This is a genomic window from Comamonas sp. HJ-2 (assembly GCF_053615495.1).
This window is the reverse complement of record NZ_JBSIFD010000020.1, coordinates 54,912-75,636: the sequence shown is the minus strand read 5'-3', so window position 1 is coordinate 75,636 and position 20,725 is coordinate 54,912. Positions and strand designations below refer to the sequence as shown.

The 20,725-nt window shown below is 57.3% G+C and carries 19 protein-coding genes and 2 tRNA genes; 17 read left to right on the top strand and 4 right to left on the bottom strand.

Annotated features, from left to right (window positions below):
* The first annotated feature begins 37 nt into the window (after window positions 1–37).
* The 3 genes from ACWGXF_RS16900 (at window position 38) to ACWGXF_RS16890 (ending at window position 3,846) form a co-directional block, all read left to right on the top strand.
* The gene (locus tag ACWGXF_RS16900) at window positions 38–2,128 is read left to right on the top strand and encodes a bifunctional 2',3'-cyclic-nucleotide 2'-phosphodiesterase/3'-nucleotidase (RefSeq protein ID WP_452102152.1); all 2,091 of its coding nucleotides are present in this window, start codon (window positions 38–40) and stop codon (window positions 2,126–2,128) included.
* A 97-nt stretch (window positions 2,129–2,225) separates the two neighbouring features.
* Window positions 2,226–2,813, top strand: a complete 588-nt coding sequence (locus ACWGXF_RS16895) for a LemA family protein (protein ID WP_034391628.1) — start codon at window positions 2,226–2,228, stop codon at window positions 2,811–2,813.
* 4 nt (window positions 2,814–2,817) lie between these two features.
* Window positions 2,818–3,846 (top strand): M48 family metalloprotease, encoded by a 1,029-nt coding sequence (locus ACWGXF_RS16890; RefSeq protein ID WP_012839605.1) that lies wholly within the window; start codon window positions 2,818–2,820, stop codon window positions 3,844–3,846.
* A gap of 66 nt (window positions 3,847–3,912) precedes the next feature.
* Here the strand turns inward: ACWGXF_RS16890 and ACWGXF_RS16885 are convergent, their stop codons facing one another.
* Both ACWGXF_RS16885 and radC read right to left on the bottom strand, forming a co-directional pair.
* Entirely contained in the window at window positions 3,913–4,569 is a 657-nt protein-coding gene (locus ACWGXF_RS16885; protein WP_202788490.1) for a Smr/MutS family protein, read from the bottom strand.
* Window positions 4,566–5,258 carry a RadC family protein gene (gene radC / locus ACWGXF_RS16880; protein ID WP_452102151.1) on the bottom strand — a complete coding sequence of 231 codons (693 nt, stop codon included), beginning with the start codon at window positions 5,256–5,258 and terminating at the stop codon, window positions 4,566–4,568. The genes ACWGXF_RS16885 and radC overlap by 4 nt, the downstream gene beginning before the upstream one ends.
* A 113-nt stretch (window positions 5,259–5,371) precedes the next feature.
* Here radC and ACWGXF_RS16875 point away from each other — a divergent pair, with 113 nt between their 5' ends.
* From ACWGXF_RS16875 to ACWGXF_RS16825, 11 genes are all read left to right on the top strand, one after another.
* Complete coding sequence (locus tag ACWGXF_RS16875; RefSeq protein ID WP_003052041.1) at window positions 5,372–5,842, top strand: FKBP-type peptidyl-prolyl cis-trans isomerase; 471 nt, start codon at window positions 5,372–5,374, stop codon at window positions 5,840–5,842.
* Between the two features lies 1 nt (window position 5,843).
* Entirely contained in the window at window positions 5,844–6,833 is a 990-nt protein-coding gene (ispH, locus tag ACWGXF_RS16870; RefSeq protein WP_452102150.1) for a 4-hydroxy-3-methylbut-2-enyl diphosphate reductase, read from the top strand.
* 182 nt (window positions 6,834–7,015) lie between these two features.
* A complete protein-coding gene (gene serS / locus ACWGXF_RS16865) occupies window positions 7,016–8,332 on the top strand; it encodes a serine--tRNA ligase (RefSeq protein ID WP_003065910.1) in 1,317 nt (438 codons plus the stop codon).
* A gap of 31 nt (window positions 8,333–8,363) precedes the next feature.
* A tRNA-Ser gene (locus tag ACWGXF_RS16860) sits at window positions 8,364–8,453 on the top strand.
* A complete protein-coding gene (locus ACWGXF_RS16855; protein WP_452102149.1) occupies window positions 8,426–9,925 on the top strand; it encodes a phage integrase in 1,500 nt (499 codons plus the stop codon). Before ACWGXF_RS16860 ends, ACWGXF_RS16855 begins: the two co-directional genes overlap by 28 nt.
* A 762-nt stretch (window positions 9,926–10,687) precedes the next feature.
* Window positions 10,688–10,930 carry a hypothetical protein gene (locus tag ACWGXF_RS16850; RefSeq protein ID WP_452102148.1) on the top strand — a complete coding sequence of 81 codons (243 nt, stop codon included), beginning with the start codon at window positions 10,688–10,690 and terminating at the stop codon, window positions 10,928–10,930.
* Window positions 10,931–10,991: 61 nt separating this feature from the next.
* Window positions 10,992–11,300, top strand: a complete 309-nt coding sequence (locus tag ACWGXF_RS16845) for a hypothetical protein (protein ID WP_452102147.1) — start codon at window positions 10,992–10,994, stop codon at window positions 11,298–11,300.
* Between the two features lie 14 nt (window positions 11,301–11,314).
* Window positions 11,315–11,608 (top strand): hypothetical protein, encoded by a 294-nt coding sequence (locus ACWGXF_RS16840; RefSeq protein ID WP_452102146.1) that lies wholly within the window; start codon window positions 11,315–11,317, stop codon window positions 11,606–11,608.
* Between the two features lie 341 nt (window positions 11,609–11,949).
* Complete coding sequence (gene mobV / locus ACWGXF_RS16835) at window positions 11,950–13,143, top strand: MobV family relaxase (protein WP_452102145.1); 1,194 nt, start codon at window positions 11,950–11,952, stop codon at window positions 13,141–13,143.
* A 135-nt stretch (window positions 13,144–13,278) separates the two neighbouring features.
* Window positions 13,279–13,635, top strand: coding sequence for a hypothetical protein (locus ACWGXF_RS16830; protein WP_452102144.1), 357 nt, complete (start codon window positions 13,279–13,281; stop codon window positions 13,633–13,635).
* A 204-nt stretch (window positions 13,636–13,839) separates the two neighbouring features.
* A tRNA-Arg gene (locus ACWGXF_RS16825) sits at window positions 13,840–13,916 on the top strand.
* 124 nt (window positions 13,917–14,040) lie between these two features.
* Here the strand turns inward: ACWGXF_RS16825 and ACWGXF_RS16820 are convergent.
* A complete protein-coding gene (locus ACWGXF_RS16820; RefSeq protein ID WP_452102143.1) occupies window positions 14,041–15,006 on the bottom strand; it encodes a bifunctional enoyl-CoA hydratase/phosphate acetyltransferase in 966 nt (321 codons plus the stop codon).
* 223 nt (window positions 15,007–15,229) lie between these two features.
* Window positions 15,230–17,041 (bottom strand): sulfoacetaldehyde acetyltransferase, encoded by a 1,812-nt coding sequence (xsc, locus tag ACWGXF_RS16815; RefSeq protein ID WP_054075540.1) that lies wholly within the window; start codon window positions 17,039–17,041, stop codon window positions 15,230–15,232.
* A 134-nt stretch (window positions 17,042–17,175) separates the two neighbouring features.
* Here xsc and ACWGXF_RS16810 point away from each other — a divergent pair, with 134 nt between their 5' ends.
* The 3 genes from ACWGXF_RS16810 to ACWGXF_RS16800 are packed head-to-tail and all read left to right on the top strand — an operon-like array spanning window position 17,176 to window position 20,673.
* Window positions 17,176–18,000: an IclR family transcriptional regulator gene (locus tag ACWGXF_RS16810; RefSeq protein ID WP_012839593.1), complete on the top strand. Its 825-nt coding sequence runs from the start codon at window positions 17,176–17,178 to the stop codon at window positions 17,998–18,000.
* Entirely contained in the window at window positions 17,993–18,976 is a 984-nt protein-coding gene (locus ACWGXF_RS16805; RefSeq protein WP_039049712.1) for an AAA family ATPase, read from the top strand. The genes ACWGXF_RS16810 and ACWGXF_RS16805 overlap by 8 nt, the downstream gene beginning before the upstream one ends.
* Window positions 18,973–20,673, top strand: a complete 1,701-nt coding sequence (locus ACWGXF_RS16800) for a cobaltochelatase CobT-related protein (protein WP_256628463.1) — start codon at window positions 18,973–18,975, stop codon at window positions 20,671–20,673. The genes ACWGXF_RS16805 and ACWGXF_RS16800 overlap by 4 nt, the downstream gene beginning before the upstream one ends.
* Window positions 20,674–20,725: the final 52 nt, after the last annotated feature.

Here is a 20,725-nt window from a genome sequence, read left to right as displayed (position 1 = left end):
GCCGACACTGCCTGTTTTTCAACAAGCAGGGTCAACCATGCAGGATTTCGATTTGCCTGGCGCAAAGCTGCGCTCGGGCGGTTTCTTCTCGGCATTGCAACAACGCCGCCATGTGCTGACGGCCGTGGGCTGTGCCGCATTGCTGGCTGCCTGCGGCGGCAGCGACGACAGCAGCACAACGCCTGTCAGCGCGCAGCCTGCCACGGCGACGCTGGCCGTTCTGGAGACCACGGACCTGCACTTCAATGTGCGCAGCTATGACTATTTCAAGCTGGCCGAGGACAAGACCTATGGCTTCGAGCGCACGGCCACGCTGATCCGTGCGGCTCGCAAGGAATTTGCCAACACGCTGCTGGTGGACAACGGCGACACCATTCAGGGAACGGCCCAGGCCGACTACGAGGCCGAGGTCAAGCCCATCCCCTGCACGCAGCAGCTGTCCATGTACAAGGCCATGGGCGCGTTGAGCTTTGACGCGGGCACGCTGGGCAATCACGAATTCAACTACGGCCTGCCCTTTCTCAACCAGGTGCTGGGCGGCGGTCTGGATGTGGATGGCGTGGATGCCAGCCAGAAATGCGCGGGCAACGGCTATCCAGCCGTACTGGCCAATGTCTACAGCAGCAAGACCAGGAAGCCGCTGGTTCAGCCCTATGCCGTGCTGGAGCGCACCATGGTGGCCAAGGGCAGTGACGGCAAGGAAGTCAAGCTGCCCATCAAGATCGGCGTGATCGGCTTCACCACGCCGGGCATCATGAACTGGGACAAGCGCTATCTCGAAGGCAAGGTCTACACCGAAGGTGCGGTGGAGGCTGCCGGCAAATACGTGCCAGAGTTGCGCGCCAAGGGTGCCGATGTGGTGGTGGCGCTGCTGCACGGTGGTCTGGACGGCTCGGCCTATTCGGCCACCATGGAGAACCCCGGCCTGTATCTGTCCAAGGTGGCGGGCATCGACGCCATGGTCATGGGCCATCAGCACAGCGTGTTCCCCGACTTGTCGGCCAAGCCTGCCTACAGCCAGAACGGTGTGGACAACCAGGCTGGCACCATCAACGGCGTGCCTGCGGTCATGGCCAGCTCCTGGGGCAAGGCTCTGGGCGTGATCCAGCTGCCGCTGCAATGGGACGGCAAGAAGTGGAGCGTGGCCAAGACCGGCAGCAAGAGCGAGCTGCGCAACATCCAGAACAAGGATGCCGCGGGTGCCACGGTGTTTGTGGATGCCGACCCGGCCGTCGCGCCGCTGATCGAGGCACAGCATCAGGCGGCCATCAGCTACGTGAAGACGCCCATAGGCAGCACTGACTTCCGCATGAGCACGCTGTTTGCCGATGTGGGCGACCCCGGTGCCATCCAGATCGTCAACCAGGCCCAGCAGGCTTATGTGGCCAGCTACATCAAGGCCAATCTGCCCCAGTACGCCAGCCTGCCCGTGCTCTCGGTGAGCGCGCCGTTCAAGTCCGGCTTCCAGGGCGGCAAGGACTTCACCGATGTGGCTGCCGGCTCGCTCGCCATCTACAACGCGGCCGACCTGTATCTCTACCCCAACACCGTATACGCGGTGAAGGTCAACGGCGCCGACATCAAGAGCTGGCTGGAAGCTGCAGCCAAGCGCTTCAACCAGATCGACGTGAACAAGACCGCCGAGCAGCCCTTGATCAGCAGCTTCCCGGGCTACAACTTCGATATGTTCACCACCGCCGATGTGCAGTACGAGATCGATGTGACCCAGCCGCTGGGCAGCCGTATCAAGAACCTCAGCTATCTGGGCAAGCCCATCGATACGGCGCAGGAGTTTGTGATCGCCACCAACAACTACCGGGCCACCAGCGGTGCCAGCTTCATCCCCAAGCTCGACGGCTCGTCGGCCATCTGGGCATCGCCCGATGCGAACCGTGATGTGGTGATCGAGTATGTGCGCAAGAATCCGCAGATCACCAGAGCGGCCAATGGCGCAGCCAAGAGCTGGCGCTTTGCCAAGGTGACGACGGCCGGCCCGGTGGTGTTCAGCTCCGGCACCAATGCCTTGAGCGTGGCCCAGGCGGCAGGCCTGACGGGAGTGTCTGTGCTGGCGGCCGATGACGGCTCGGGCAAGGGCATGAGCAAATACCAGCTCGATCTATCCAAGTAGGCGGCGTTGCCGCAATGACTGCCGCCGTGGCTCCAGAGGCCACGGCGGCTTTTTTCTGGGACTGGCTATGATGCGAGAAAATTTTCAGGGAGAGGGTATGACGGCATATATCGCGCTGGCAGTGGTTGTGGTGATCGTGATCTGGGCAATTGCCCTCTACAACCGCTTGCGCACGCACAAGAACCAGGTGGAGAACGCGTTTGCGCAGATCGACGTGCAACTCAAGCGCCGTCATGACCTGATTCCCAATCTTGTGGAGGTTGCACGCGGCTATATGCAGCACGAAGCCCAGACGCTGGAGGCTGTGATTCGAGCACGAGGCGAGGCCGTCAGCGCTGCCGACAAGGCCCGTCAGTCGCCGGGCAAGGCGCAGGCCATGGGGGCTCTGATGGCTGCGGAGCAGGTGTTGGGCGGTCAGGTGGGCCGTCTGATGGCGCTGGCCGAGGCCTATCCCACGCTCAAGGCCGATGCCCGCATGCAGCAGCTCAGCGAAGAGATCACCAGTACCGAGAACCGCATCGGTTTTGCGCGTCAGTCCTATAACGACGAGGTGCTGGAATTCAACAACCAGGCCGGACAGTTCCCGGATCTGATCGTGGCGCGGCTGGTGGGTTTTGTGCATATGGACATGCTGGCTTCGACCCAGAGCGAGCAGGAGCGCGCCGTTCCTCAGGTCAGGTTCTGAGCGCATGCGTTTCTGGGAGCGACAGCGCCATGCCAGGCGGAGCACGCGCTGGTTGCTGCTGGTGTTCGGCCTGTGCGTGTTGGCCGTGGTGGCATCGGTGCACCTGGGCCTGATGCTGGCCTGGTGGCTGGGCACTCTGGCATTCGGCGGCTGGGACTATCCCACGGGCTTTGCGGCTGTGAATATCGGCGTGACCTTGCTGCTGGTGCTGGGCGGCTGCTGGATAGAGCTGGATCAGCTGCGTCACGGTGGGCGCCAACTGGCTCAGCGCGTGGGTGCGCGCGAGGCCAGGCCCGGCAGCTCGCTGGCCGAGCAGCAACTGTGCAATATCGTCGATGAAATGTGCATTGCGGCGCACTGGCCTGTGCCCCAGGTCGCGGTGCTGGCGCGGACCGAGGCCATCAATGCCTTTGCGGCGGGCTGGGATGCGGAAGATGCCGTCATCGCCGTGACCCAGGGTGCGCTGGACCAGCTCAGTCGCGAGGAAATGCAGGGCCTGGTGGCGCATGAGCTATCGCATCTGCGCGAGGGCGACACGCGCCTGAACATGCAGCTGGCCGGCATGGTCTACGGCCTGGAGCTGATTCACAACTTCGGCCAGAACCTGCGCGAGCGCGACAGCATTCTTACGCAATGGTTCGGCCTCTTCATCCAGGCTGCGGGCTTTGTCGGCTGGCTCGGCGGCCAGTTGCTCAAGGCCGCCGTATCGCGCCAGCGCGAATACCTGGCCGATGCCCGCGCCGTGCAGTGGACGCGCAGCAAGGACGGGCTGGGCGGCGTGCTGCGCAAGGTGCTTACGCAGCGTGAGCTGGCCGAGCAGCAGTACGGCAGCTGGCAGCAGGATGCGCGCAGCCACCAGGGGCTGGACAAGCGCATCGTGCAGCATATGCTGCTGGCCGAAACACCCCATGCCAGCCGCCTCGAAGACTGGCTGGAATCCCACCCAACGGTGTCCGAACGCATACGCCGCATCTACGGCCGCGATATGCGGCCGCTGCCCTTGCCGCTCAATACCGTGCCGCAGGGGAGATAAGCTGTTTCAGGCCTGAAACCCAATGCACATAGGTGCAGGTGGCTATCAGATTGAATCCTAAAACAGTTAGAACAGCTTGCGCTTGCCCGGCTGCAGCAGCACCACCAGCGCGCCCGCGCCACCCTCGGCCGGGCGGGCCTGGACAAAGGCCAGCACTTCTTTTTTCTGGACCAGCCAGCGCTGCACCTTGCCCTTGAGCACGGGGGTGCGGCCCGGCGATCCCAGGCCCTTGCCGTGGACGATGCGCACGCAGCGCACGCCCGTGCGGTGCGACAGCCGGATGAACTGGCCCAGCGCCTCGCGGGCTTCGTCCGAGCGCAGGCCGTGCAGGTCCAGCTGGCGCTGAATGCTCCAGTGGCCGCCACGCAGCTTGCGGGTCACGTCGAGACCGATGCCGGGGCGGCGAAAGCTCAGCTGATCGTCCACGTCCAGCAGGGTGCTGACGTCGAACTCGTCGCTCATGGCTTCGCGCAGCACATTCTGTTCGTCCAGCACCATCTGCAGCGGCAGCGGGGAGGGGGCCGGCTCCAGAAAGCTGACTTCGTTGCGCGAGCGCAGTGGCGTGACCTTGCCGACGCTGAGCGCAAACAGATTGCGTTCACGCTCGCGCGCTGCACGAGCCTCGGCCTGGGCGAGGGCCAGGGTTTCGGCCTGTTCGCGCATCTGCTTGAGATGGCGGGAGATGCCGGCCAGATCCTGCAGCGAGCGGTGTGCGTGGCTCATAGCAGACCCTCCTCGGCCATGGAGCAGTCAGCGCCCGGCCCGACGATGATGTGGTCGAGCACGAGAACATCGATCAATGCCAGGGCGGCCTTCAGTGTGTTGGTCAGAGACCTGTCGGCACTGCTGGGCTGCACGCTGCCGCTGGGGTGGTTGTGCGCGAGGATCACCGCGCCGGCCTGATGGTGCAGGGCGCGCAGCACGACTTCACGAGGGTAGACGGAGGTTTGCGTCAAGGTACCGCGAAACATTTCTTCAAGAGCCAGCAAGCGGTTCTGACTGTCCAAAAACAGCACGGCAAACACCTCGTGCGGCCTGGCCGCCAGATGCAGCTGCAGATAGTGCTTGACGGCTTCGGGGGAGGAGAGCACTTCCCGCTCGCGCAGTTGCTGCGCCGTGGCACGGCGGGCCAGCTCCAGCACGGCCATCAGCTCGGCGCGCTTGGCCGGGCCCAGGCCTTTGACGGCTGTCAAAGCCTGGTAGTCGGCGGCCAGCAGCCCGGCCAGACCGCCTGTTCCCTGGTGATCACCGGGTAGCTCCAGCAGCTCCTGCGCCATCTGCAGCACCGTCTTGCCGGCCATGCCGGTGCGCAGAATGACGGCCAGCAGCTCGGCATCCGAGAGCGCAGCCGCGCCCCGCTGCGCGAGCTTTTCGCGCGGCTGGGCATCCAGGGGCAGGTCTTTGATGGGCATGGGCGTCAGTGCTCGCTTGCACAAGGGGGGAGGGGCGGGCCGTCCAACTCAACGCAGCCGCGAAGAGGTTATAGGCTCGCTCTTACAATGCAGCCCAGTTTATCGGGACTTTCATGACCACAAGCGCAACCCCTTCGGATCTGCCCGTCGTGCAGGCAGGCTCTTTTCTCACGCTGCATTACCGCCTGGCGGGCCCTGCGGGCGATGTGATCAATACCTTCAACGAAAAGCCGGCGACGCTGTCGCTGGGTGCGGGCGAGCTGTCGCCGGCCATGGAAGACAAGCTGATCGGCCTGGCCGAGGGCACGCACACGACTTTCGAGCTGCCTGCAGGCGAGGCTTTTGGCGAGCGCAACCCCGACATGATGCAATGGGTGGCCCGCAAGCTCATGAACGAGCTCGGCGACCCGCATGAGCAATACACCGCTGGCGATGTGGTGCAGTTCCCCACGCCCGACGGCAGCGGCAGCTACGCCGGCGCCGTGGTGCAGGTGCGCGAGGACGGCGCCGTGCTGTTCGACTTCAACCACCCGCTGGCCGGCCAGCCCGTGACGTTTGAAGTGAAGCTGATCGGGGTACTTTGAGGTGGTAGGAGCCAAGGAAGTCCTGCTGGCCGAGCCGCGCGGCTTTTGCGCCGGGGTGGATCGCGCCATCGAGATCGTGGAGCGGGCGCTGGCCAAGTTCGGCGCGCCCATCTACGTGCGCCACGAGATCGTGCACAACAGCTTTGTGGTCAACGATCTCAAGGCCAAGGGCGCCATCTTCATCGAGGAGCTGGACGAGGTGCCGCCCGGCGCCACGCTGATCTTCTCGGCCCACGGCGTCTCCAAGGCCGTGCAGCAGGAGGCCGAGCGCCGCGGCTTTGCCATCTTCGATGCGACCTGCCCGCTGGTCACCAAGGTGCATGTGGAAGTCGCCAAGCTGGCCAAGGAAGGCTACGAATTCCTCATGATCGGCCACAAGGGCCATCCGGAGGTCGAAGGCACCATGGGCCAGCTCTCCGAAGGCATTCACCTGGTCGAGGACGAGGGCGATGTGGCCAAGGTGGCGCCGCGCCAGACCGAAAAGCTGGCCGTGGTGACGCAGACCACTCTGTCGGTCGATGATGCCGCAGGCATCAAGGCCGCCATCAAGGCACGCTTTCCGCTGGTGCGCGAGCCCAAGCAGCAGGACATCTGCTATGCCACGCAGAACCGCCAGGACGCCGTGAAGGTGCTGGCACCCCAGGTGGATCTGGTCATCGTCGTCGGCAGCCCGACCAGCTCCAACAGCAATCGCCTGCGCGAGCTGGCCGATCGTCTGGGCACGCCCGCCTATATGGTGGACAACGCGCTCGAGCTCAGGGAAGAGTGGTTTGCCGATGCGGCCCGCGTGGGCCTGACCGCTGGTGCCTCGGCGCCCGAAGTGCTGGTCGACGAGGTCATCGCCCGCATCCGGCAACTGGGGGCCGTCGCCGTGCGCAAGATGGACGGCATCGAGGAAACCATCAAGTTCCCGCTGCCCAAGGGTCTGAAGATCGACGCGGCCACGGGCCTGGAGATCGAAGTGCGCAAGGCGCCCGAGACCGGACATTGAGTCATGGCAAGCTGACTGCTTGCAACTTCATAGCGCCTTGCGCATGGTATTCAAAGATTCCAGATGGGTTTTATCTGAAAATCTATGAATGGCCTGCGCAAGGCGCTTTGCTTTTGATAGCTGACTGCTGCCATCCCCCGTGTATCGGCCGGGTGCGGCCAGTCGCTCTAAAATCCCCCTCTATGCTCGACATTCAACTTCTCCGCAAAGACCTGGATTCAGTCGTCGCCCGACTGCAAACCCGCAAGAACCCCCAAGCCTTCCTGAACGTGGAAGCCTTCAAGGCGCTGGAATCCGAACGCAAGTCCATCCAGACGCGCACGGAGGAGCTGCAGTCCAAGCGCAACCAGCTGTCCAAGCAGATCGGCATGTTGATGGGCAAGGGCGAAAAGGACGCCGCCGAAGCCGCCAAGGCCGAAGTGGCCGCCATGAAGACCGAGCTGGAACAATCGGCCACGCGCCTGGACCAGATCCAGACCGAGCTGCAGGCCATGCTGGCGGCCGTGCCCAATCTGCCTCATGAGTCCGTGCCCGTGGGCGCCGACGAAGAAGGCAATGTGGAAGTGCGCCGCTTCGGCACGCCGAGGAATTTCGACTTCGAGATCAAGGATCACGTCGATCTGGGTGCGCCCATCGGCCTGGACTTCGAAGCCGGCGTCAAGCTCTCCGGTGCCCGCTTCACCGTGATGCAGGGCCAGATCGCGCGCCTGCACCGTGCGCTTGCCCAGTTCATGCTGGATCTGCAGACCGAGCAGCATGGCTACACCGAATGCTATGTGCCTTACATCGTCAACAGCGATTCGCTCAAGGGTACGGGCCAACTGCCCAAGTTCGAAGGCGATCTGTTTGCTGCCCAGAAGGGCGGCCAGGATGCCGAGCCTCTGCCCGATACCGCGGCTCTGTACCTGATTCCCACGGCCGAAGTGCCGCTGACGAATCTGGTGCGCGACGAAGTGCTGGCTGAAGACCGCCTGCCCATCAAGCTGACCGCACACAGCCCCTGCTTCCGTTCCGAAGCCGGCTCCGGCGGTCGCGACACGCGCGGTCTGATCCGTCAGCACCAGTTCGACAAGGTCGAGATGGTGCAGATCGTGCATCCCGAAAAAAGCTATGAAGCGCTGGAAGAGATGACCGGTCACGCCGAAGCCGTGCTGCAGAAGTTGGGTCTGCCGTACCGCGTGATGAGCCTGTGCACGGGCGACATGGGCTTTGGCTCCGCCAAGACCTATGACCTCGAAGTCTGGGTGCCGGCACAGGGCACCTATCGCGAAATCAGCTCGGTCTCCAACTGCGAAGCCTTCCAGGCGCGCCGCATGCAGGCCCGCTTCAAGAATGCGCAGGGCAAGAACGAACTGGTGCACACGCTCAATGGCTCCGGCCTGGCTGTGGGCCGTACGCTGGTCGCCGTGCTGGAGAACTATCAGAACGCCGACGGCTCGATCACCGTTCCCGAAGCACTGGTTTCGTACATGGGCGGCAAAACTTTGCTGAAGGCCTGATTTTTTAGGCTACAATAGATGCTTCGACACAGGAGAGGTGGCAGAGTGGTCGAATGTACCTGACTCGAAATCAGGCGTACGTGCAAACGTACCGTGGGTTCGAATCCCACCCTCTCCGCCAAGCGCCATAAGTCTTTGATTTTTAAGGACTTATCGCTGAAACGGCTTCAAGGATGTATATCAAAAGATGTACCAAACTTGAAGCCTTTTCTTTTTTCTCGGGGCATAAAGCACTATGTCCGCTTCTTTGTTCCTACTGCGCTACAGGAACACTTCAAGAAGAAATATCTTGTCTTCGCTCTCGGCTCAGGTGCAGGGCATGAAATCAGGTTGAAAGCCCATCAGCTTGAACACGAGCTAACGAACCACTGCAACAGCTTGTTGCAGAATGATGGAATGAAGAATTCAAGGCATAGGCGCAAATTAACAACCCAAGAATTTGATGTGTCGTTTGATGACGATGGCATTCATTTCAGTGACATAGACAGCGATGAAGACCTAGAGAGAGCTAAAGAGCTTTTAGTATTTGCTAACTCTTTACCTAAGAAGCCTCGTGTCCTTTCTCCTGAAGAGAAGAAACATCAAGAGAAATTAAGAGCAATGGCTGATGCTCTCGCTAAGCTACAAGCACCCAAGCAAAAGAAAGAAAAAGAAAAAGAAAAAGGCTTAAAGCTCATGGGCTTGGTTGATAAGTACTTTCTGCTGAAATCTCACCTATTACCCGCGACTGCACAGTCATATAAAAATTGCTGTCAAGAGTTTCAAGATTTTTTAAAAAATCCAAACATTACTAACATTATGGCTAGTGATGTGTCACGGTTTCAAGAGCATTTAGCAAGAAAAAATAACTCAGTAAGAACTATTGAAAATAAAATCGGCCTACTGAGTTCGTTGTTTAATTTTGCAATTAAACAATCGCATTACTTCGCAGAGAATCCAGCCCAAGGAAGAGCACTGCTGACTAAAAAACAAAGAATCGCACGAGGTTATGAAAGCTTTGAGTTAGAAGAAATCAAGCAGATTTTCACGGCAGAAGAATTTACACGAGAAAAAGAACGTGACCCTGATTTCTATTGCCTGTGCATTTTGGGTTTAGTCACTGGTTGCCGTGTAGGCGAACTGTCAAGCCTTAAGAAAAGCGATTTTAAGAAGACCCCATCAGGTACAGATTATTTGACTATTAGAGTTGCTAAAACCCTAGCTGGTGTTCGCAGTGTTCCATTTCATTCAGGAATTTTAGAACTAGGCTTACAGGAGTTTATAGACAGTAAAAAAGATAATGTATTTAAATATACAGACCGAGAGGGTAAAGGTGCGGGGAATGCCTCTGGCAAGAAGTTTACAAGACTTCTTGAGACATTAAAGCTCAAACGAGAGAAACTAGTTTTTCACTCATTAAGAAAATACTTTAATGATTATCTGCTAAAAAATGATGTTCCTTATGAACCTAGGTGTCAATACATTGGACATGAAATTGATGATACTAATGTGAAATCATACACAAAGCAGTTTAGTGAGGACGAACTGCTAAGGTATGTAGAGAAATCACAAAAAGATATTTTAATTGCCTGTAACTTGACTTTAAAAAAATAATACTGTAAAAAGAAAAGGGTAAGCAGTTTACCAGACTACCTACCCAGTTAAAAAGCATCGCATTGCTCAGTAACTCTTTAAACAAGTATAGATATACTAAATTAAAAAGTCAACAGAATAACCAATACGATGCTTAAATTTAAAGCATCGTTTTTTTTTCAAAAGCATATTTAAAACAATAAAGCACATATTAAATATAACTTTATGCGTCCGAAAGCACGATTCAAGTTATAGCTAAAAATGGTCAGAATGAGAACTGCACAAAGCCATACCTAAGACAAGTCAAACAGGGTGCAGGTAGTAAGGACACTACGAATTGATAAATTGCGACAGTCCAAGTAATCCCAAAAGAAAGGGAAAGAAATTTGTTCGCGTGGCGGTAGATGTGCATAAAGTACACGATTTACAAAAAGCCTGAAGTCCAAGCCTGTTTTTTTATAACGGGTAAGGGAAAACTTTGGGCGGATCGTGTGCTAAAGCGAAGCTAAAGCTAAAGCTACTGCGTAGCTTAAGTAAGAAAAATGCCTATATAAGACAAGTAAAGACTAATGCGAAGCTAAAGAGAAAGCTAATAGCGAAGCCAAAGAGGCTGTAAGCCATTTTTTATACAAAGTATAAAAAAATCTACCGACCCGCAATTTCAGTTAAGCCCCAACATGGGGCTTTTTTTATTTTCGTTCAAAAATTTGACTATTAAAAATAATTCGCTAAGTTAAGTTAAGTAGAGCAGTTCTACTAAATTTACAAAGGATTAAAAAATGGGTGATTTACAAAACTAAAGCAATGCTTGAACTGGAAGAAGAGCTAAAAGATATACAGCTATCTTTTAATATTAAAACAGTTCACTTGAAAAGCTGCGAAAGCTATAACGAGCAGTTGAAAAAGGAGTTTTGGTGGTGGCACAAAACTTACTACGAAGTTTCATATGTGGAAAATGGCGAAAAAGAAATTAAGGCTATCAAACACTTGAGCAGAGCATTTCATACTGGAGGGGACGAAGAATGATAATAGAGAAAACAGAAAAAAAACTGCCAAGTATGCGGAGCAGAAAGGCCGGTATAAATATATGGATGCTCAAACAATTGGCGATGTAGCCAAATCATTTACCTACGGATTTTCGCTTTTCCCTGCGGTCCTGATGGCATTTTGCATAGTATCTGGCTTAGTGCTTTGCATTAAAGGGATTTTAAAGCTCAAGGCGCATAGCGACACAAAAGGCCAGGTAAAACTCTCTGAAGCTCTTTTATATGTTGGTGCTGGTACTGCACTCCTGTGCATCCCAGCAGTTTTAACGGTAGGCAAAGAGGTTATGGGTGTTGGAGAAACCAACGCAAAAGACGTACTTAAATACGTGGAAAAACAAGAAAAATATTAAAAAAGGATTTAAATATGAATAAAAATAAGAAATGGGCGAAAAAATCAAGAAAAGAGTTTATGAAAGATTTAGCGATATTAGTTCAGTCTTTTAGTGATAACTTAGAAGAATATAGAAAGCTTGAATTTTCAATAGATGAGATAAAAGAGTTTTGCGAGTTAGATTTTGCAATTCACAGAACGATAATGCTGCAAAAATACGAAGATTATCTTACTTTTGAGCAGTTTATGAAAATTATTCATGAGTTAATGGAGAAATATCCAGAAAATTATAGCAAGAGCTATAACAACAATAACCCGCAGGGTTAAAAATAATATCGCTTTAGCGTGGGGGTATTTGGATGTTTAGATTTATGCAATTCCTTGCATAAATCACTGCACCAAAGGTGCAGTAAATCCCCTGGCAGGGGGTAGGGGGTGGAGCATATCTATGGTATTTGGGTGTTTATTGAATCTTCGATATACACTCACTATACCGAATTGCTACGCATTCGGTGTTCGCCCTTCGGGAAATACCACTGGCATACTGCCAGTAAATACAAAATACACTACCGCGTTTCACTTGGTGGGTCATTAATTTAGATGGCCTATCCATCTAAATAAACGACCTTTAAAAAGTCACTTTCATAACATAATAATAAGGATAATATATGGAAGCATTCGCAATATTAAGAGCTGAGAAAATCAGCCAAGAAAAAGAGACAGCAGTTCACAATCATAATTTGAGAGCCAGCTCAACTAAAAAGGAAAATAACATAGACTATAAAAAGAGCCATTTAAACAAGTTAATTCTTGGAGACTCCCACACAGTCAAATCGATAAATCAAAAAATAGAGGCACTTGGGCAAAAAAAGAAAATGCGAAGCAATATCAATAGAGCTATTGAACTCGTATTAAGTGCCAGTCCTGAACACTTCTACGATTTTGAGAAATCAGGAATGACTCGCGAGGAATGGGATAAGTTAATTCCCGCTAACTTTGAAGGAAGGATGGATAAATATTGGTCAAGACTTAACGAAGTTAAAAGTCATTTGAAAATAGACAATTTGAAGCAATGGCTAGAGGATTCCAAAAACTGGGTAGTTCAAGAGTTTGGGGATAACATTGTTAATGTGATTGCTCACTTTGATGAGAAGACGCCTCACCTACATATGGTATGTACTCCAATAGTTAACGGCAGATTATCCGCAAGAGATTTCTACACGCCAGAGAAAGCACGCCATTGGCAAGCTTCATATGCACTTGCCACTGGCTTAAAAAAAGGCATATCTAGCGATAAGAAACACGAAGACCTCAAGAGCAAAAACTTTGAAGCTGGAAAACTAGAAGGGTACGACCTGGGTCGAATAGAAGGCTATGACTCAGGGAAGGTTCAAGGACACCAAGAAGGCTACGACGAAGGCCACTCACAGGGCTACCAAGAAGGAAGCGACGAGGGAAGAGCAATGGGCTTTGAGGATGGCAAACGCAAAGGCTACGAGGTAGGTAAAAAGAAAGGCTTTGACCGTGGCTATGAAAAGGGCTATGCAGATGGCCAGGAACAAGGAAACCAAGGCGCAAGGACAGTAGGCAACTTCTTTGCAACTGTGAAGGACAAGCTCAGTGGTCCGACTGAGCGAGAACAGCAAGCAATTGCAGAAGCTCAGAAGAAAGCACAGCAAGCTGAAGAAAAAGCACAGAGGACCCAGAACAGGGCAGACAACAGAGTGACGACTGTTGCAGATGAACTGAGAGCAGAGAAGCTCAGGACTGAGCAACTGGAGAAAGAGTTACTTGACACGCAAGCCAAGCTTGAAGCAATAGCTACAGTCAATATACCAAAGCAAGGTCTAAAAATTAAGTGATTACTTGCAAACAATTGGGCCAACGGTTGCTCTGGGTGAAATTCCTAGAATGAGCATCAAGAATCATTTCTATAAGTTATAGTTTTTCAGTAGTAGAAGTTTTACGACTCTTTTCTAAATCCAAAAAATATAGTTATGTTCCTTGGCATCGCTCTTCTAATTCTTGCTCTATTTTTCCCGCCAGCTTGGTTGGCACTTATTGCATATATTGCCTATCTGGTTTTAACAAAAAAGTCAAGAAGAAATAGAATTATCATCTACGAAATTCGCAGATTGATTATGGAAAGTAAAGAGCAGGCAATTATTGAATCTCTCTACTATGAGGCGGCTAAGAGCTTTGCTGCGGACCATGGTGCCCAAATGTCTCCGTACAAAAATGATCCAGAGGACGACTGCTTGCTCGTAGATCTGACCGTGGATGGACGTGACTACCGAGTTTGTTTCCAGCGTTGGGAGTTGGGAGGCACGTTGCTTAGTGTTTCGCCAAGCTAACCTGATATGTCTTATATCTTATAGAAGAGTGCTGGCAACCTACGTTGTTAGCACTCTTTTTTACTGAAGTCAACTTTCAAAAAATTGTGTGTACTAGTTTATGTACCAAAAAATTGGGTTACAATAGACGCTTCAACACGGCAAGTGATTGTTTTAATTAACATTCTTGATGGGGTGGAACATTGTCCCACCCTCTCCGCCAATGCGGCTGTAGCTCAGCTGGATAGAGTACTTGGCTACGAACCAAGGGGTCGTGGGTTCGATTCCTGCCAGCCGCACCAAACGTTAAGCCTCAGAGTAGAAATACTCTGAGGCTTTTTCGTTTCTGGCGTCTGCGGGAGATAGGCGTTTGACAGAAAGGCCCGGACACAGCAGTGTCCGGTCGGGCCTTGATCAGGTCTTGCTCTATGCCTGCATCCCTGCGCTGGCCAGCACGGCCAGGGCGCAGGAAGCGATGCGGCTGGCCACGGAGTCGGAGCGGCTGGTCAGCACGATGGGCACGCGCATGCCCAGAACCAGGCCCGCGCATTCGGCGTCGGCCATGTAGACCAGCTGCTTGTAGATCATGTTGCCGGCTTCCAGATTGGGGGCCAGCAAGATATCGGGGCGACCGGCGACATCGGAGACTATGCCCTTGTTGTGTGCCGAATGCAGGGAGATGGCGTTGTCGTAGGCCAGCGGACCATCAAAGATGCCGCCCGTAATCTGGCCGCGGTCGGCCATCTTGCACAGGGCTGCCGCATCGATGGTGCCGGGAATGGCCGGGTTGACGGTCTCCACCGCCGACAGCAGGGCCACGCGCGGCTGGACTATGCCGATGGCATGGGCCAGATCGACCGCGTTCTGGGCGATGTCGCGCTTTTCCATCAGGCTGGGGAAGATGTTGACCACGCAGTCGGTCATCAACAGCGGGCGGTCATAGCCGGGGATGTCCATGATGAATACATGGCTGGCCCGGCGGCTGCCGCGCAGGCCGGCTTCGCGCGCCACGGCCGCGCCGAGCAGATCGTCGCTGTGCAGGCTGCCCTTCATCAGGGACCGGGCCTGGCCATCGCGGCACAGGGCTGCGGCCTGGGCCGCAGCGATGCGAGGGTCGTCCGCCGTGGAGTGGATCTCGGCGGCAGACAGATCGAGACCCGCAGAGCGAGCCGCGGCTTCGATGCGCTGACGCGGTCCTACCAGCAGTGGCCTGATCAGGCCGGCCTCCGCCGCTTGCAGGGCCGCCTGCACAGAGCCGGTATCGCAGGAGTAGGCCACGGCCACGGCGACCGGACCTTTGGCGCGGGCGAGCTCCTGCAGGTGCTGCAGATGAGGGCGAGGCGTGGCGGGCGCGTCGTCGGCGGCCACGGCAAGAGAGAGTGGGGGAGTCATGAATGCTCCTGCGGGAAGTACAGGGCCCGGCGCGAGCAACGCAGGGGGGCTGGGAGTCGGCTTTCGAGGGCCTTGTGCTTTACCCAAGGCGCATGAAGCTGGCGCGGCCCGACCAAGGGACACCGAGGAAGGGCCGCCCCGCACCGAGGGTGTCGTCCCCCTCCCCCGCGCAGCGGGTAGAGAGGGGGAAGGCGCGCAGCGCCTCAGGGGGTGTCAGACGGCGTCAGACAAAGTCCTTGTACTTGTCCAGCATGCGCACAGGCTTGGACAAGGCGTCGCGGCGGAAGGGATCGCCGAGCTCGCGGGTGCACATGATCTCGATCACGCAGGTCTTGCCTTCCTTCATCTGCATGTCGATGGCTTTTTGCAGTGCCGGGCCCACGTCCTCGATGTGATCCACCACGATGCCTTCGGCGCCCATGGCCTTGGCGATGTCGGAGAAGCTTTCGCTCTCCAGCTCGCCGGCCACGAAGCGGCGGTTGTAGAAGTCCACCTGGTTCTTCTTTTCCGCGCCCCACTGGCGGTTGTGGAACACTACGGCGGTCACGGGAATGTCGTGGCGCACGGCGGTCATGATTTCCATCATGCTCATGCCCCAGGCGCCGTCACCCGCGTAGGCAATGGCCGGGCGATCGGGTGCTGCGCACTTGGCGCCGATGATGGTGGGCAGGGCATAGCCGCAGTTGCCGAAGCTCATGGGAGCGAAGAAGCTGCGCGGTTCGTCGAAGCGCAGATAGCTGTTGGCCACCGAGTTGATATTGCCGATGTCGGTGGACACCATGACGCGCGCCGGCATGGCTTTTTCGAGTTCGCGCAGCACCTGGCGGGGATGCAGATAGCTGCCGCCGGTCGGCGTGCGTTCGCCCTTGGCCTCTTCGATCATGTCCAGGCTGTAGGGGTCGCGCTCGTGGGTCCAGCCGTCGAGCTCCTTCTCCCAGGCGGCTTTTTCCGTGGCGATGGTGTCGGCGCGCGCTGCCTTGGTGGCATCGCAGCCCAGTGTCACATCGGCCAGGCGCCTGCTCAGTTCGGCCGCCACGGCCTTGGCATCGCCGTTGATACCCACGGCGATCTTCTTGACCAGGCCCAGATTGGTGTGATCGGCCTCGATCTGGATGATCTTGGCGGCCTTGGGCCAGTAGTCCATGCCATGCTGGGGCAGGGTGCCGAAGGGACCCATGCGCGAGCCCAGCGCAATCACCACGTCGGCCTGGGCGATCAGCTTCATGGCGGCCTTGGAGCCCTGGTAGCCCAGAGGGCCGGCCCACAGCGGGTGCTTGGCAGGGAAGGCGTCGTTGCGCAGATAGCCTGTGGCCACGGGTGCGCCCAGGCGCTCGGCCAGTTGCTTCGCTTCCTCCACGGCATCGCCCATGACCACGCCACCGCCGGCCAGGATCACCGGGAACTTGGCAGTCTTGAGCAGCTCCACGGCGGCCTGCAGGCTGGCTTCGCCGCCATGGCCGCGGTCCACGCGCATGGGCTTGGGGATCTCGCACTCGATCTCGCCGTAGAAGTAGTCACGCGGAATATTGAGCTGGGTCGGGCCCATCTCGGACATGGCGCGGTCGAAGACGCGGCCCGTGAACTCGGCCATGCGCTTGGGGTTGCAGACATGGCCCTGGTACTTGGTGAACTCCTGGAACATGGGAAGCTGATTGGCTTCCTGGAAGCCGCCCAGGCCCATGCCCATGGTGCCGGTCTCGGGGGTCACGATCACCACCGGGCTGTGCGCCCAGTAGGCTGCGGCAATCCCGGTCACGCAGTTGCTGATGCCGGGGCCGTTCTGGCCGATCACCACGCCGTGGCGACCCGAGACGCGGGCATAGCCGTCGGCCATGTGGGCCGCACCTTGCTCATGCACCACCGGGATCAGGCGAATGCCTGCGGGGGCGAAGATGTCCATGGCATCCATGAAGGCGGAACCCATGATGCCGAACATCTCGCTGACGCCATTGGCGACACAGGTTTCCACGAATGCTTCCGAAGGGGTCATCTTGTGAACGCCTTCAACCACTTTACGATTGTCCGTTGCAGCCATCTCTGCCTCCTTGAAAATTTGAAACCCATGGTTCCGAAAAAAGAAATAACGATGTCAGTCTATGGCATTTTTTTGTTTTCGTGCAAATAAATTTCTTTTTATGGAATAAATTGACTCGAAAAATGGAAATTAATATGATCGACAACGATATGAAGCACAGCGAAGACACCCCCTCGGCTCGCCTGGACGGAGACACGCCCAATCTGCGTTTGTTCGCGCTGCTGGAGGCCGTGGCGCAGAAGAGCCAGCCCTTCACCTTGCAAACCATGGTGGAAGAGACAGGCTTGCCCAAGCCGACCATGCACCGCATGCTTGCGCAGCTGGAGGGCGCCGGAATCCTGCAAAGAGATGGCAACGGTCGCCACTACGGCACGGGCCAGCGGCTGATGCGGCTGGCGGAGAACGTGTTGCTCAACAACACCACGCATGGCGCGCGGCATGCGGTGCTGACCCAGCTAGTACGCGAGCTCGGCGAGAGCTGCAACATCACGGCTTTTTCGGGCAGCGAGGTGCTGTATCTGGACCGCGTGGAGACGCCGGCGCCGCTGCGCTTTTATCTGCATCCGGGCTCGCGCGTGCCCGCGCACTGTTCGGCCACGGGCAAGCTGTTCCTGAGCCAGATGTCGCCAGCCCAGCGCCGCCGGCTGCTGGCCAATGTGCCGCTGGAAGCGTTCACCGGCAATACGCTGACGACCTTCGAGGCGCTGGACCAGGAGCTCGATCAGGTGCGCGCCCAGGGCTATGCCTTCGACAACGAGGAGTTCCTGCCCGGGCTGCTGTGCCTTGGCGTGCTGGTGCCCGCACCCCATGGCAACTCCAATATGGGGCTTGCGGTGCAGGCGCCCATCATGCGCTTTTCCAAGGAGAAGGCCTTGTCCTTTCTTCCCAAGCTGCAGGCGGCCGTCGCGGCGATCGCCCGCATTAACGATGACGTTCCACCGGAAGCCGATGATGACTGACCTGAGCCTGCTGCAGCCCACCCGTACCGTCAGCGTGCGCGATGTATTTGGCATCGACACGGACATGAGCGTGCCGGCTTTTGCCGAGCCGGGCGAACATGTTCCCGCCATTGACAAGGCCTACCGCCTGAATCCGCAGGTGACGCAAGCCATTTTGGCGGGCTTCTCGCACAACCGGCGCGTCGTCATTCAGGGCCTGCACGGCACGGGCAAATCCACGCATATAGAGCAGGTGGCCGCCAGGTTGAACTGGCCCTGCGTGCGAGTGAATCTGGACGGTCATATCAGCCGCCTGGATCTGGTGGGCAAGGACAGCATCGTGCTGCAGGATGGCAAGCAGGTGACCCAGTTCCAGGAAGGCATTCTGCCCTGGGCGCTGCAGCGGCCCGTGGCCATGGTGTTTGACGAGTACGACGCCGGACGCCCCGATGTGATGTTCGTCATCCAGCGGGTTCTGGAGCGTGAAGGCAGCTTTACCCTGCTCGATCAGAAGCGGGTGATCCAGCCGCATCCCTGTTTTCGGCTGTTTGCCACCATGAACACTCTGGGACAGGGCAATCTCAACGGGCTCTATCACGGCACGCAGCAGCTCAACCATGCCCAGCTCGATCGCTGGAATCTGGTCACCAGCCTGAACTATCTGCCCCCGGCCGAGGAGGCGGCCATCGTGCTGGCACGTGTGCCGGAGCTTGCCACGACCGATGGGCGTCGCAAGGTGGACGCCATGGTGGCGCTGGCCGGGCTGACACGCAAGGGCTTTGCAGTGGGGGATCTGTCCTTGCTGATGTCTCCGCGCACGGTGATTACCTGGGCCGAGAACATCGCCATCTTCCATGACCTGAAGCAGGCCTTCGAGCTGTCATTCCTCAACAAATGCGAGCCTGCAGAGCGCGCCATCGTGAGCGAATATTTCCAGCGCTGCTTTGCCCAGGAGCTTATGCAGCCCGCAGAACCAGCACTGGCGTTTCTGGCATGAGCGCCGGGACCTCCGGCCCTGCCTCGCTGTCCCGCATGGAAGCCTGGGGTGGCGCCATGCTGCGCGCCGTAACCGGCGACGCCGGCCTGCAATGGAGCGGTCAGACGCTGTACCGCGGCACCACTCCCATACCCCAGGCGGCGGCCCATCATAGCCAGGTGCCGGCGCAGCAGACGGATCAGCGCGGCATGCTCGACAGCATGGGACTGCGTCTGCATTGGAGCGACCAGGCACTGTTCCAGGCCCACCTGCCCCAGGACCCGGTGGAGCGCATGGTGTTCGAGCTGCTGGAGCAGTTGCGCGTGGAGAGCCTGGTTCCCGAGGCCTGGCCCGGAGCGCGCAAGAACATGCGCCAGCGCTTTGTGAACTGGTGCCAGGCCTTCATGGATTCCGGCCTGACGGAGAGCAGTCTGGGAATTTTGCTGTTTACGGTGGCCATCACGGCCTGGAGCCGGTTGACCGGGCATGAGATACCGGAACGCATGGCCGATCTGGTGGAGTCCACGCGGATGTCCATGGCTTCTCCGCTGGGCCGGCACTGGGATCGGCTGCGGCGCTTCAGAGACCGGCAGCTGGAGTTTATCGAGCCTGCCCTGGCCGTCAGCCGCTGGGTCGGCATGGCGGTGCGTGCGGCGCAGGAGGATGCGCCGCGCGGTGCCGGCGGCCCCAGGCGGCGCAGCAGTTTTGCCCTGCCTCTGCACTTTGAATCCCAGAGTCAGGACGGCATGCCCGTGGCGCAAAGCGGCGATAGCCGGGCCTGGGCCGGCACCGCGCAAAGCTACCGGGTTTTCACGCGTGAGTTCGATAGGGAGGTGCAGGCCGCTGAGCTGATCCGTGCGTTGCAGCTGGCCCAGTTCCGGGAGCAGATGGATGAGGAGTTGGCGCGTTCGGGATTGCTGCAGGCCGGGCGGCTGGCACGTTATCTGCAGCAGTGCTTGGCCAGCACGCAGCGCAATGGCTGGAGCTTCGGGCTGGAGGAAGGCCATCTGGACGGCAGCCGCCTGTCCCAGCTGGTAACGGACCCGCAGCAGCGCGCGATCTTCAAGGACGAGATGCAGCGTCCCGTCAACGAGACCGCTGTCACCATTCTCATGGACTGCTCGGGTTCGATGAAAACCTTTGCCAGGCCCCTGTCGCTATTGCTCGACGTGCTGGGGCGGGCGCTGGAGATGGCTGGAGCGAGCGTGGAGATACTGGGCTTTTCCACGCAGGCCTGGAATGGCGGCAGAGCACGCCGCCGCTGGCAGCGCGCCGGCCAGCCGCAGTTTCCGGGGCGTCTCAACGAGCGCCTGCACATTGTCTTCAAGGACGGGGCCAAGCCCTGGCGTCATGCCCGGCGCGGCATTGCGGCACTGCGCAAGCCCGACATCTTTCGTGAAGGCATTGACGGCGAGGCCGTGGAATGGGCGTGCCAGAGGCTGCGTGCAAAGACCGCGCAGCGTCGCATCCTGCTGGTCATCTCCGATGGCTGTCCCATGGATACGGCCACCCATCAGGCCAATGACGAGCATTATCTGGATCAGCATTTGAGGCAGGTTCTTGCCGCCCAGGAACGCATGGGAGGCGTGAAGGTCTGCGCCCTGGGCGTCGGGCTGGACCTGGGGGTCTTCTACCGTCAAAGGCTTGCCGTCGATCTGCAGCAAGATCTCGACGAGGCCTTGCTGTTTTCGGTGGCCGAGATGCTGTGCAAACGATGACGGGAATGGCGCGTGCGACAGGTATCGCACAAGGCCGGGCAAGCTCAGGCGA

What these genes read in the sequence shown, in the direction of transcription:
- ACWGXF_RS16885 (WP_202788490.1), bottom strand. Translation starts at nt 4,569, where the DNA reads ATGAGCCACGCACACCGCTCGCTGCAGGATCTGGCCGGCATCTCCCGC.
- ACWGXF_RS16890 (WP_012839605.1), top strand. Translation starts at nt 2,818, where the DNA reads ATGCGTTTCTGGGAGCGACAGCGCCATGCCAGGCGGAGCACGCGCTGG.
- ACWGXF_RS16820 (WP_452102143.1), bottom strand. Translation starts at nt 15,006, where the DNA reads ATGACTCCCCCACTCTCTCTTGCCGTGGCCGCCGACGACGCGCCCGCC.
- xsc (WP_054075540.1), bottom strand. Translation starts at nt 17,041, where the DNA reads ATGGCTGCAACGGACAATCGTAAAGTGGTTGAAGGCGTTCACAAGATG.
- mobV (WP_452102145.1), top strand. Translation starts at nt 11,950, where the DNA reads ATGGAAGCATTCGCAATATTAAGAGCTGAGAAAATCAGCCAAGAAAAA.
- ACWGXF_RS16840 (WP_452102146.1), top strand. Translation starts at nt 11,315, where the DNA reads ATGAATAAAAATAAGAAATGGGCGAAAAAATCAAGAAAAGAGTTTATG.
- ACWGXF_RS16830 (WP_452102144.1), top strand. Translation starts at nt 13,279, where the DNA reads ATGTTCCTTGGCATCGCTCTTCTAATTCTTGCTCTATTTTTCCCGCCA.
- ACWGXF_RS16810 (WP_012839593.1), top strand. Translation starts at nt 17,176, where the DNA reads ATGATCGACAACGATATGAAGCACAGCGAAGACACCCCCTCGGCTCGC.
- ACWGXF_RS16845 (WP_452102147.1), top strand. Translation starts at nt 10,992, where the DNA reads ATGGATGCTCAAACAATTGGCGATGTAGCCAAATCATTTACCTACGGA.
- radC (WP_452102151.1), bottom strand. Translation starts at nt 5,258, where the DNA reads ATGCCCATCAAAGACCTGCCCCTGGATGCCCAGCCGCGCGAAAAGCTC.
- ACWGXF_RS16800 (WP_256628463.1), top strand. Translation starts at nt 18,973, where the DNA reads ATGAGCGCCGGGACCTCCGGCCCTGCCTCGCTGTCCCGCATGGAAGCC.
- ACWGXF_RS16895 (WP_034391628.1), top strand. Translation starts at nt 2,226, where the DNA reads ATGACGGCATATATCGCGCTGGCAGTGGTTGTGGTGATCGTGATCTGG.
- serS (WP_003065910.1), top strand. Translation starts at nt 7,016, where the DNA reads ATGCTCGACATTCAACTTCTCCGCAAAGACCTGGATTCAGTCGTCGCC.
- ACWGXF_RS16900 (WP_452102152.1), top strand. Translation starts at nt 38, where the DNA reads ATGCAGGATTTCGATTTGCCTGGCGCAAAGCTGCGCTCGGGCGGTTTC.
- ACWGXF_RS16875 (WP_003052041.1), top strand. Translation starts at nt 5,372, where the DNA reads ATGACCACAAGCGCAACCCCTTCGGATCTGCCCGTCGTGCAGGCAGGC.
- ACWGXF_RS16805 (WP_039049712.1), top strand. Translation starts at nt 17,993, where the DNA reads ATGACTGACCTGAGCCTGCTGCAGCCCACCCGTACCGTCAGCGTGCGC.